This is a genomic window from Cohaesibacter sp. CAU 1516, assembly GCF_005771485.1.
Lineage (GTDB): Bacteria > Pseudomonadota > Alphaproteobacteria > Rhizobiales > Cohaesibacteraceae > Cohaesibacter > Cohaesibacter intestini.
In genome coordinates, this window is the sequence record NZ_VANT01000001.1 from 483710 (window position 1) to 496373 (window position 12664).

Sequence of the window (12664 nt, forward strand, 5' to 3'; positions counted from 1 at the left end):
TGGCTGGAACAGTCCCGGTTGGATGCCGGTTTCAGAGGGTCGTGGGGTCAGATGACACGGACGACCCAGGAGAGCACGTCTTTTAGAACGGCCTGAGAGGCAGCATCAATGCCCGCAACGCCCTTGGCGGAGCTTGACAGGTTGGCGGGTGCCGTGGCGCTGAACTGGCGGCTTGCACGGACGCGTCCATTGCGATCATTGATGATCTTGACCGACAGGGCAACGCGCGCCTGAGCCCCATTGGCATCAATCAGCTCAAAGGCCCGAATGGTGGTGACGACCTTGTAGTCGACGACAACGCCGTCACCGGGTTTGGCAACCGATCGGATGCGTCCGGAATTCTCAAAGGTCTGGATCAGTTTTTCCTGCACAACGCGGCTCAGCCGGTCGCTCCATTGCGCATCACCAAAATAAGTGATTTCGGAAGCGTTGGGACGCACGACAATCATTTCACTGTCAAGAGACTTGAGCGCGGTCGGGGCTGCGACAAGGACCTGCGCATTGCTGCGTCCGGATATGTCATCAAAGTTGGTCGGAGCGCTGAGATCATAGGTGGTCAGCTGCTTGCCGCCCACCACTGAGCATGCCGCGAGTGTCAGACACAAGCCAGCCAACGCAAAAACCCGCTTTACGGACGATGATCGCAACAAATTCGTACCCCAGTTCCCAAATCTACCGATTTGGCCATACTCTAATCGAGTGGCTGACCATGCCAACCAGTTTTTGGCACTTTGCGCAGTTTTTTGGCCTCTTTGTGCCAATTTGTCACAAATCATGGAGCTCCGAGGGACAAAATCGGCCTCGCTCTGAGAGATTACAAAGCTTGTGACTGGCGGAGCCCTGACATCAGATCGATCAGCAAAGGGGCTGACTAGTAGCGGCGATTGTAGGTCTTCACCTTGTTGCCGCCAAAGATCAGGCTGGATGGGTTGTCCTCAAGCTTGCCCACGGCGCTTTCCAGACGGCGCAACGTGTTGCGGGCTTCCGAAACCATGCCTTCGACATCACGCAGGCCTTTGCCGGAGAAACGGGCAAGGCCGTTGGAAATCTCGTCTGCCCGGGCTTCAAACCGCTCGGAGACCTTGCGGATCGAGCGGGCCGCTGCCGTGGCTTCCTCGATCAAGCCCTTGCCGCCCTCTTCGTTGGAGAGGATGCCGTCCACCTTGCCCATGATCTTGTCGACACGTTTGGAGGCTTCATTCAGGCGTGAGGCAATATTCTTTGCGTCGGTGATGATCTGATTGAAGTCTTCGGTCCGCGTGGACATGGTCTGGGAGAATTTGTTGATGTTGCCTGCAGCGGCCTTGGCCTCATTGATAATGCCGGCAATGTCGTCCGAATTGTCATCGAGGGACTTGGCAAAGCTCGTCAGGGACGAGATTGCGCCGCGCACGGCGTCCGGATCCACACTGGCAATCAGCTTGTCAACCTTGGTCAGAGACGTGCTCAGGCTGGCTGAGAACTCGTTGATGCCCTTGGCTGCCTGCGATGCATCATCGACGACGACATCAAACTTGTCGGAGGCTTTGGCAAGGTCCTGGCTGAACTTCTCGACATTGGCGACGCTATTCTTGACGCTTTGCGGGTCAACTGCGCCAATCAGGCTTTCGGCTTTGGTGCTAAGTGTTTCGAGTTTGGCAGAGAGTGAGGTCAGACCCTTGGCCGCACTGGACGCATTGGCAAGAAAAGTGTCGATGTTGCCGGAATTGTTTTTGAGCGCATCGGTGAAGGTCTCGACATTGGCAACAGAGTTGGAAATGCTGGCTTCATTGGTGTCGACCAGCTTTTCCACCTTCAAAAGGACATTGTCAACGCGTGACATGATACGGCGGGCACCGGTCATCAGGTCCTGAAGGGCAGAGTTGCTCGCGGTCAAGACCGGGACATCCTCTTGATCCAGCAAGTCGGGCAGCTTGGGATCTCCACCCGTGATCTCGACATTGCCGACGCCGGTCAGACCCTTATAGGCGAGCTCCACCCGGCTGTCCTTTTTCAGCGGAATGTCGGAAAAGACGGTCAAATGGGCTTTGACGTAGCGGGGATTTTTCGGATCGTAATTCAGGCGCGAAACCTCGCCGACCTTGATGCCGTTGAACTGAACCTGTCCGCCCTTGTAAAGTCCGGCCACGGAGCCTTCAAAGCGCACGATCATCTCACGGGTTGGTCGGACGTCATCATAGCGGGCAATCCAGTAGATGAAGCCGAAGCCGACAGCGGTGAGGATCAGCGTGAACAGGCCGATTGCAACAAAATTGGCTTTGGTTTCCATTTGTCAGTTCCTGTTCCCTTGGCGCATGGCGCGTTTGCCGGTGAAATATTGCTTCACCCAAGGATGGTCGTTTGATCGCATTTGCTCAATGGTACCAGATACGAGAACCCGCCGCTCTGCCAAAACGGCAATTCGGTCACAGGCGTCATTCAGGCTGTCCAAGTCATGGGTTACCATAAAAACGGTCAGTCCCAAAGTTGTTCTGAGCGTCGAAATCAAGTCGTCGAATTCTTCCGCACTGATCGGGTCGAGGCCGGACGTTGGCTCGTCCAGAAGGACGATCTCCGGATCGAGAGCCAGAGCGCGGGCCATGGCGGCGCGCTTGATCATGCCTCCGGACAATTCGGACGGATATTTGTGGGCTGCGTCGGGGGGCAGGCCGACCAGTTCGATCTTGGAAATGGCCAGCTCATCCATCAGCCGCTGGGGCAGGGAATAATATTCGCGCATCGGCACCTGAATATTCTGCATCACCGTGAGGGACGAGAAGAGCGCTCCATGCTGGAACAGCACGCCGACCTTGCGCTCGATGCGCTTCTGCTCGGCACGGGACATCTTTTCCATGTCATTGCCGAAAATGATGAAGGCACCTGCACGCTTGGGAATGAGACCAAGGATGCTGCGCAGCAGGACGGACTTGCCGGTGCCGGATGCGCCAACAATGCCGAGAATTTCGCCGCGCATGACATCGAGATCGAGATTTTCGATGATGGTGCGCTCGCCAAAGCCGACGGTCAGGCCGCGCACAGACAAAAGGGGCGGTTCGTCAGAATGGATGATAGGCGACGTGATGGTGTGATCTGACATAACCAATCGTGCCCCCTAATATCCGATTGCAGCGAAGAAAATGGCGAAAATGCCGTCAATCAGCACCATCAGGAAGATGGATTTGACGACCGCTGCCGTCGTGCGTTTGCCCAAAGATTCGGCGCTGCCCCCTACCTGCAACCCTTCGGCACAGGAAATGAGGGCGATGATCAGTGCCATGAAGGGGGCCTTGATGACGCCAACCATGAAGGTATTGACCGCCACAGCATCGCGCAGCCAGTTGATATAGGCCGCCGGTGTGATGTCGGAATAGACCCAGAGCAGCATGCCGCCGCCAATCAGGGCCGAGACGTTTGCCACCATGCCCAGCAGGGGCAGGGCAATGACCAAAGCAATGACACGAGGTGCAATCAGCACCTGAATGACATTGAGGCCCATCACCGTCATGGCGTCAACCTCTTCACGCATCTTCATCGAACCGATCTCAGCGGTGAAGGCGCTACCGGATCGACCCGCCACCAGAATGGCGGTTAGCAAAATACCCACTTCGCGCAGGACAAGAATGCCGACAAGGTCAATGACGAAGGGTTCCGCCCCGAACTGGCGCAACTGGAATGCGCCCTGCTGGGCAACAATGGCCCCGACGAGGAAAGACATCAGGGCAACAATCGGCACGGCCTTGAGGCCCGTTTGCTCCAGATGATGGGCAATCGCTGTGAAGCGCAGTTTCTTTGGACTGAGAAGGCTCTCCAGCAGGCTCGAAATCACGCCCCCCATCAGATGAGCGAGGATCTTGGTGTCGTTATAGACTTCGACGACGTCGCGTCCCGTCTGTTCGGCTGCCTGCAGGAAAGTCCCGGGTTGCGGGGTAAGCTCGGGTTTGTGCAGATTGGTTTCGCAGACGGCTTCAAACAGGGTTTGATGGTCCGGATCGGTCATTTCAACCACGTTCTGGTCCAGTTGGAACCCGCGGATCAGGCGGATGATGGTCCAGGCTCCGGATGTATCAAACGAGCACACGCGGGTGAGGTCCAGGCCATCGGGGCGCTTGCCTGCTTCGATCAGGGCCGTCACCAGTCGGTCCGCATCACGGATGGTGTCGATGGTCCAATCGCCGTCCGCGACCAGTATGTTCCGGCTCTGATCCAGCGTCAGCGCCGGAGCCACCGTCATTTGGGTCAGTTGCGCGTGCGATTGGGTCATCGTCCAGTCATCTGCTTTGGTCCGCTGGTCGGTTGCGCTGCCGTGAGGGCAGGGGTGCATTGCCGGCTTGCGTGACGTCAGTCTCCATCCGTTTGCCTAAATGGCCTTATTTGACCATTATGCACAAGGGTTAATCCCGGATTTCAAGGAGAAAAGCGCCTGCTTGTGTCATTTTGGTTGTGCGTTTTGTGCTTCGCTCGCTCTGTCACTGGCGATATAGCCAACAGGGAACAGGTGACTGGTGGCGAGCAGGAACAGAGCGGTGGTGGAAATGCCTGCCATTATGACAAAGCCATTGCCGCCCAGATCACCATAAAGAATGCCCGATGCGTAGGTGGCGATTGCCATCAACAGTCCGGTGAGCATTGTATAGAGGCCCTGTGCTGTGCCCGAGAGGTCATCGTCGACCATCGCAGCAATGAAGAACATGGTGCCCAGATGGGAGCAGGCAAAGCTGCCTGCATGGAGCAATTGAAGGAGCAGGTAGCCCGCTTCTGGCATGTCGAATGGCATCAAGGCCCAGCGCAAGGTGGCAAGCAGGCCGCTGATAAAGATCAGTGCCTTCCAGTCAGCGCGACCGGAAATGCGTTTTGAGAAGCTGAAGACCAAGACTTCGGCAAAGACAGAGACGGACCAGAAAATGCCGGTCATGCTGGCGGCGACGCCGCGCTGTTCCCAATAGATGGTACCGAAGGTGTAGAGGAGCGCGTGGGAGGCCTGAATGAGACTGATGCTGGCCAAGACGATCCAGAAGCCGGTCTGGCCGAACTGTTTAAGCTGGGTCCAGTCAAGTTTGTTGCCCTTGCTCATGCGCTGGTGGTCGATCAGGCGAGGGTCCTTGGGCAGAGTGAGGGAGAAGACGATCTGCAGCAGATTGCCTCCAATCATCAGCCAGATGATCTTGTTGGCGCCCAACAGATCAAGGCAAAATCCACCAGCCAAATTGGCGACAACAAAGGCCAGCGAACCCCAGCGGCGCATCCGGCCATAGTCGAGATCATAGCGACGGGTGCCTGCCATGGCGAGAGAATCGGCAATCGGTACGATGGCCCCTTGGGTGATGTGGGAGATGGCCATCACTGCCAAAATCCAGCCCAGGCTATCATCAATGGTTATGAAGGCGAAGGTTAACGCGAAGAGGGTGCAATAGATCTGAAGGGTTAACCGCCGATCTCCGATCTTGTCGGCCATCGCTGCCATTACCGGGGTGAAAACGACGCGGGCAATCAGTGGCACCATCAGCACGATGCCGATGGATTCCGGGCTCAGACCCAAGCTTTTTAGCCATATCCCGGCAAAAGGGATGTAAATGCCATAGGGAAAGAAGAATGCCCCAAAGAAAAGGGATATGCGGGTTGCATAGTGTGGAGGAGGGGCAGAATACATAAGAAATGGCCTTGAATAGAGTAAACAACCGTTAAGATTTCGGCTGTAGCATAGGAAGGGAATATCTACGTATTTTGGCACTGATTCGCGCCATGCAGGATAGGGACCCGGTCTGACCGATGAGCAACGCTATGCCTCCGACGCCCCTGAGACAAGAAGACTATCTGGCCATCGAAGCCGCTGTTATGGAAACAGCCAGAGGACGGTGGTTTCTGTCTGAATATGCACGCAGAAACCGGAACTCCGATACAGATACTCTATTGGCGGCGATAGATAAACTGGAAAAAACCGTTGTCCGTGAGCGGGCACCGGCAACCGTTATGGACCGGGTCAAGGTGGATTTGGCCGACATGGCCGGCGCCATTGAACGGACCAAACGGGAAATCGCCCAAATCAAGCATGAAAATAATGATGGTTCAGAACGGTTTGAGCGGGCTTCGCTCGAGCTGGATGCCATTGTGTCCCAGACCGAATCTGCGACGGGCGAAATCCTTGGCGCAGCAGAGAAAATCCAGGAATATGCCTGGACCCTGCGGGAAATGGGCGCTGATGAAGACAAGTGCAATGAACTGGATATGGAAGCAACCAATATTTACATGTCTTGCTCCTTCCAGGATCTGACCGGTCAGCGGATCAAGAAAATTGTCGATGCGATGCGCTATGTAGAAAGCCGCATCAATTCGATGATCGATATCTGGGGATTTGAATCCCACACGGTCGAAGTGGATGCTAACCACCACCGGTCGCATGACGAGCGCCCGGATGCGCATTTGCTCAATGGTCCGCAATTTGCAGGCGAAGGCGTCGAACAGAGCGACGTCGATCTTCTGCTGAATAATGCCGATCATGGCCCTGCCGATCAGGGTGATATCGATGCGATGTTTGATGCAGCACCTGAAGAGGCCGATCAGGGTGACATCGACGCGATGTTTGATGCGGCACCTGAAGAGGCCGATCAGGATGACATCGATGCGATGTTTGATGCGGCACCTGAAGAATCCGATCAGGGTGATATCGATGCGATGTTTGATGCGGCACCTGAAGAGGCCGATCAGGATGACATCGACGCAATGTTTGATGCGGCGCCTGCCGAGGCAGTTGATGATGTTGCCGTCCCCGGTGCACCGGACCTGTCTGCCGAAGCCGGGCAGGACGACATCGATGCCATGATGGCAGACAGCGCAATTGCTCCGAACGATGACATTGTGGCAGCCAAAGGCAATATCGGTGCCGATGTTCTGGATATGGAAGATCTCGACTGGGCCGATGCCAAGGTCGATGCAGCTGGTGCGGATGATGCAACCGAGATGGTTGATGAAGGGGATGCTGACGTTTTCGCATCTGCAGATCTGGACAATGGGGATGACGACAGCGATGAAACGGTCTCGCCTGCTGCAAAGGCCGACGTCTTCGCCGGTGTGACCATCGACAATGTTGAAGCAGATATCTTTGCGGCGGCGCCTGAAGATGAAGAGGATCTGGAAGCATTGGAAGGCAGCATTGCCGATCTGAGAGACCGGGTTGCTGATTTCAGCTGATCCTGACGGTTGTTAGCTGGAAGGATCTCAAGATCAAGGTGTCTCACAGCGCATAACAGATACAACAAAAAAAGGGTGCCCAGTCGGCACCCTTTTTTGTTTGCTTGTGATGGCTCGATGGGCCGTGTTAGCCCAATCGACCACTGGCATGGGCCAGCATGGTATAAACCTTGCCGGTTTCCGAAGTGAGGTAGTTCATGGTGTTGGTGCCATCGCGATCCTTGCGGGAAATATCGTCAAGGATGCGCTCATAATCGGCGACATAGCGGTTGACCGTGGTGCGGAAATCATTGTCGCGCTGATAGCGCATCCGCACATCTTCAAAGATCTGCTGGCCTTTCAGGGTGTAGAGACGACGGGTGAAGCTGCCACCTTCGCCGCGGCGATAGCTTTCCCATGCCTGTTCCTGATTTTGCCCGTCGATGCCGCGGACGATTTCCTTGGACAGAGGCGCCAGCGCTGCGGCGTCGCCCGGTTGCGGGAAGCCGTCGTCAGACTGGGACGCACGGCGCAGCAGATCGGAGACCCAGCCGCCGGAGCGGCTATCGTCGTCATCACGCTGTGCTGGCGCATAGTCGTTTCTGGACTCTTGGCGCGGTTCCTGGCGTGGTTCTTGGCGTGGTTCCGGGGCCCGCGCCGGTGGTTGCTCTGGCTGACGCATGGTCTGCGGAGCCGGAGGGGTTGGACGCGGTGCCGGAGCGGATGGCTGGCTTGAACGACCTGCGGGCAGGCTGTCAAAGCTGTTGCCATGGCGTTGGACAACACGGGACAGTTCCTTCAGAGCATCGATCTGCTCGGAGACAACGCGGCGCATCGCACCGGTGGCTTCGCGGGTTTCTTCAGGCAGTTCTGCCAGACCGTTGCGCAACTCGGCACGGGTGGTATCCAGATCACGGCGGATATCCTGTGTGATGGTGCGGATGTCCTGTGTGGCTTTCTCAAACCGGCTGTTGGCATCGGCCATGGATTGCAGCATTTCCTCGTTGAGGTCCTGCTGGGCAGCCCGAATGCTTTCCGCGGCGCGGCGACCTTCGGACGCGGTGTTGATGCGCAGCTGCTCGAGCTGATCCATGACTTCCTTGGATACGCCTTCCGTGCTCTGACTGAGCAGCATGCCGACATCGCGCGCCCGGGCCTCGGCTGTGTTGAGCGTGTTGGCGATGACATTGGTGAAGCTGTTCAGCACACCTTCGATGGCATCGGTGCGTTGGCTGAGATCATCGGTCATGGCGGCGAGGGCCGCACGACGTTCATCGACATTGCCTTCCAGACGCTGATTGGCCGATTCCATCATCTGGGTGGTGTTGATCAAGGCACCGGCCTGTTCCTCGAACTTGTTGGTCAGGGTGGCGACCTGTTCGAGAATGTTGCCCGATACGGAGCGCAGATCAGAGACCTGACCGGTCAGCTGCTGGGCAGAGGCACCAGCCTGATTGACAACCGTGTCGACCACATCGCGGAACTGGTTGGTCTGGGCCGAAAGACTGGTCTCGATGGTGGACAGGCTGTGTCCAGCATTGAGCAACAGTTCGGACAGGGTGTCGTTGGCGTTTTTCAGGCGCTCAACGATTTCGGTTCCGTCATTGCGCAAGAGCTCGTTGGTGCTGTTGAGCGACGAGGTTGCTTCCTCTGTGGAGGCGCGAACCGCTTCCACCAGACGCTTGTTGGAATTGTCGAGATTGACAATCGCATCGTGGCTGCTCTGGGCGATCGAACGCACGAGGTTGCTGGAAGAGGCTTCCAAAGCGGCACGAGCCTGTTCCGAGCTGACGGTGAGGGCTTCGACGGCGCGTTTGGAATTGTCTTCCATTGCTGCCAGTGTTTCGTTGGCACTGGAGGAGAGGGTTTCCGATGCTTTCTGTGCGCTTTCTGCCAGCACCTGTGCGGTCCGCTCGGTGTTGCTGTTCAGAGTGCCAACGGTGCGCTGGGTCGAGCCTTCCATGGCTTCGACGGCACGCTGAGCATTCTCGGACAGGGACTGAGCAGCCAGTTCGGTGCTGCTGCTGACTGCGTTGACCGTGCGATCCGAGCTTTCGTTGATTGCCTGAACCGCGCGATTGGCGCTCAGATCAAGACTTTCGGTCGCCCTGCTGCTATTCTCGGTGATGGCAGCCACCAGACCGTCGCCGGTTTCAGCCAAGGACTGGGATGCACGAGCGCTTTCCATTGCCACGGCCTTGGCGATTTCGCCGCCACGGCTCGACAGGCTCTGAATGATGCTCTCACCCGCCTTCTGGAAGGTGGAGGTGATGTTTTCAGACCGGCTGTCGAGCGCCTGAATGACCGCATTGCCTTTTTCATCGAGGATCGAGGACAGCTCTGCGGAGCGGGAGCCCAGAACCGCATTGAAATTCTCGGTCTTCTCGGTGATGGCCGAACTTGCTTCGGTCAGGGTCGATGCGAGGGAATCGCGTGCTTTGGCACTCTCGGTTGCGAAGTTGGTCGAGATCGCATTCATCCGGTCATTGAGGATGGCCTCGATCTGGGCCGAGCGGCTGTCGAGCGTTTCTGCCACTTCGAACACTTTGCTGCCAAGGGAGACATTGATCTCGGCAACGCGATCCGACAGGGTCTCGGTGAGGTCGTGGGCCTGACGGGACAGGGTCTCGCCAACCATGGTGAGGCGGTTGTCCATGCTCTCGTTGATATCCTGCTGACCCTTGGAGTAGGCCGCTGCGATATCACGGGTGCGATCCAGCAGGGTGTCGTTGATCTGACGGGCACGGACATCGAGCGCGTCGTCGAGCTTGCTGGTGCGCTCGTCGAGGGTGGTGTTGAGCGTATCGGCCTTGCTGGCGAAATTCATCGTCAGGCTGGAGATATTCTGCTCGAACCCATCGAGGCGGGTGGAAATGTCCTTCTCGAAGTTGGACGTGCGTTCAACCAGCGTGTCGGTGACCTGCTGAGCCTTGGTGGCGACGCTGACGGAGAAGCCATCAAGGCGGGAATCGAGCACGGTTTCGATTTCACCAGCACGGGCAAACAGGGTCTGGTCGAGCGCATTGATCCGCTGATCCATCGACTGGGTGAGGCTGTCGAGGCGGTCGCCAAGATGGCTGACCAGATTGGTGCCCTGCACGCCGATGACTTCGTCGAACGCCTTGACGCGTTCTTCCATCGCCAGACGGATGCTTTCGCTCTGGCCTTCGAGGGCTGCGGTCAACTCGCCACCCGTTGTCTCGAACAGTTCCTTGACCTTGGAACCGCGCTGGGCAATGACCTTGGCGATTTCGGAGCCAACCATTGCGAGCCGTTCTGTGACTTCCATCGAGCGGCTGTTGAGGGCTTCGCTGGCTTTGCCTGCGGCCTGATCAAGCTGCTCGGTGATGGCAACGGACTGACCTTCGAGCAGGGTCCCCATATTCAGGGTGCGTTCGTCGAGCATGGACCCAAGAGACCGGGCATGTTCGTTGAGCTGCTTGTCGAGTTCCCCGCCTTTGACGGCAACGGTTTCGTGGATCCGCTCTGCGGTCTGATCCAGCTTGCTGGTCAGCTCGTCGCCGCGGCTGGTCAGGGTTTCGACAATCCGACCACCGGTCTCGTTCATGTTGGAGGTCAGGCCTGCGCCTGCCTGCGAGATGGAATGAGCAATGTTGGAGCCGGTTTCGTCGAGTTTTTCGTTGATTTCTGTGCCACGCAGCGACAGGTCAACCAGCAACGCGTCGCCAGTGCCTTTGAGCGCTTCGGAAACTTCAGAGGAGCGTTCGGTGATGGCGGTGACGATCTGGGTGCCCTGATCGCGAATATTCTCGGCCACCGTAGACCCGGTCTGTGACATGGTCTGGGTCATGTTGGCGCTGATTTCGGTCAGGCTGCCGGTGACATTCTGGCTGATGGCATTGAGCTCGGTGGTGAGTGCACCGCCGGTGGTTGCCAGATTTTCGGTGACTTCGGAGCCGATGGTGCGCAGTTCGTTGGTCAGCGTGCCGCCCGTATTGGCGAGATTTTCGGTGACCTCGGAGCCAATGGTGCGCAACTCGCCGGTCAGGCTCTGGCCGGTATTGGCCAGATTTGCAGTGACTTCCGTGCCGATCGACTTCAACTCGCCGGTCAGGTTGTTGCCGGTGACGCTGAGATTGTTGGTCACTTCAGAGCCGATGGCCTGAAGGTTGGCATTCATGTTTTCGCCGACCTGCGAAATGTTGGTTGTCACGTCATTGCCGGTCTGCGACAGGGTAGAGGTGAGTTCCTGACCTGCATTGATGAAGCGATCGGTGACTTCATGGCCGATGCTGGCCAACTGACCAGTCAGATCGGAGCCGGTGACTTCCAGTTTCTGGGAAATCTCGGTGCCGGACATATTGAGCTGGTCCGTGATGGACTGACCTGCCGTGGACAGGGACGAGGTCACATCGGCACCCGTCGAGGACAGGCGGTCGACCAGATCGGAGCCGCGGTTGGAGAGGACATTGACCATGGTCTCGCCAGCATTGGCCAAAGCAATGGTGATCTGCTCACCTTTTTCTGCCAGAGACAGGGTGACGCGGGAACCCGCGTCGGACACGCTCTTGGAAATGGACTCGCTCGTGGTGGTCAATTCATCAGAGAGGGACGTGTGAGCGCCGGAAATAGAGGCCCGTACACGCTCGGAGTTGGAGACGATGGCTTCGCGCTGGGTGATCAGTTCCTCGATCAGTGAGCGGATGCGCAATTCATTCTCAGAGTAGGCGCGCTCCAGCGAGGACACCTCGTTATGCACCATGACTTCCAGCTCGGACGCGCGGGCGAGAGCGCGTTCGATGCCATCGCTCATGGAAGCGACTTCCCGGCGGATGGCCTGACCGACATTGACGACGGATTCCTTGGCGACGCTTTCCGGCTCGACCAGACGCATGGCCACTTCGGTCATGGTGTGGGAGACCTGGCGCATTTCGTGGGAGCGTACGATCATATAGGCCATCATGAAGAACAGCACGACCGGCAGCACGATGGCCGCCATGGCACCGAGCGCCATCGGGCTTTGCAGGATGGCAGGCGCTCCGCCAGCGGTGATCAGCTCCTGACCAAAGGCAATATAGAAAGCGCTGCCAGCCATACCTGCCCAGATCACGGCAAGCAGGGTGGCAAACCAGTAGGGAGCGGAGCTTGCGGGTCTTTGCAGGCTGTGCAGCAAATGACCGACCGATTGCTGGTCGTCGTTGGCGGGGCGTGGTCGGCCAGAAGAGGGACGTATGTCCGACTTGCTCTCAACCTCGCTTGGGGCAAGATCACTGGCCGTTGCCTTGGCCATGTCCTGCTTGCCGCCGTCGCTCTTTGCCTCTTCCGTGCCGTCGAAATCGAGTTTCAACGCGTCTTCAACCGCCGACAGAGCCGCTTCTGTCGGATCCTGAATCTTTGGAGACTTATTGACCATGTCTATACCAGCCTTGTCTTACTCTATACTCGCCACTTCATTGGTCGCCCCGAACCGACTACAATGCCGGTCTTGCCTCGTGGGCACCAATGCCTCCCCTTTTGCGAAAGGGGTCTTGCAATATCTTGATCTCGCCGCATCCGCTTG

7 protein-coding genes are annotated in these 12664 nt (G+C 57.4%); 1 reads left to right on the plus strand and 6 read right to left on the minus strand.

Translation table 11 applies throughout. The features are described from left to right. Positions 1-47: 47 nt before the first annotated feature. From FDK21_RS02170 to FDK21_RS02190, 5 genes are all read right to left on the minus strand, one after another. Positions 48-575, minus strand: a complete 528-nt coding sequence (locus FDK21_RS02170; protein ID WP_171021913.1) for an ABC-type transport auxiliary lipoprotein family protein — start codon at positions 573-575, stop codon at positions 48-50. A gap of 296 nt (positions 576-871) precedes the next feature. Next, positions 872-2269, minus strand: coding sequence for an MlaD family protein (locus tag FDK21_RS02175; RefSeq protein WP_138147350.1), 1398 nt, complete (start codon positions 2267-2269; stop codon positions 872-874). 3 nt (positions 2270-2272) lie between these two features. Next, positions 2273-3076, minus strand: coding sequence for an ABC transporter ATP-binding protein (locus FDK21_RS02180; RefSeq protein ID WP_114009396.1), 804 nt, complete (start codon positions 3074-3076; stop codon positions 2273-2275). A 15-nt stretch (positions 3077-3091) separates the two neighbouring features. Beyond that, positions 3092-4240: an ABC transporter permease gene (locus tag FDK21_RS02185; protein ID WP_245418412.1), complete on the minus strand. Its 1149-nt coding sequence runs from the start codon at positions 4238-4240 to the stop codon at positions 3092-3094. A 168-nt stretch (positions 4241-4408) separates the two neighbouring features. Beyond that, on the minus strand, positions 4409-5626 hold the full coding sequence (locus tag FDK21_RS02190) for an MFS transporter (protein ID WP_138147351.1): 1218 nt from the start codon (positions 5624-5626) through the stop codon (positions 4409-4411). Positions 5627-5757: 131 nt separating this feature from the next. Between FDK21_RS02190 and FDK21_RS02195 the strand changes: the two genes are divergently transcribed. Next, positions 5758-7164, plus strand: coding sequence for a protein phosphatase CheZ (locus FDK21_RS02195; protein ID WP_157967631.1), 1407 nt, complete (start codon positions 5758-5760; stop codon positions 7162-7164). A 127-nt stretch (positions 7165-7291) separates the two neighbouring features. On the opposite strand, the gene FDK21_RS02200 is transcribed toward FDK21_RS02195, so the two are convergent. After that, a complete protein-coding gene (locus FDK21_RS02200; protein ID WP_138147352.1) occupies positions 7292-12517 on the minus strand; it encodes a hypothetical protein in 5226 nt (1741 codons plus the stop codon). Between the last annotated feature and the right edge of the window lie 147 nt (positions 12518-12664).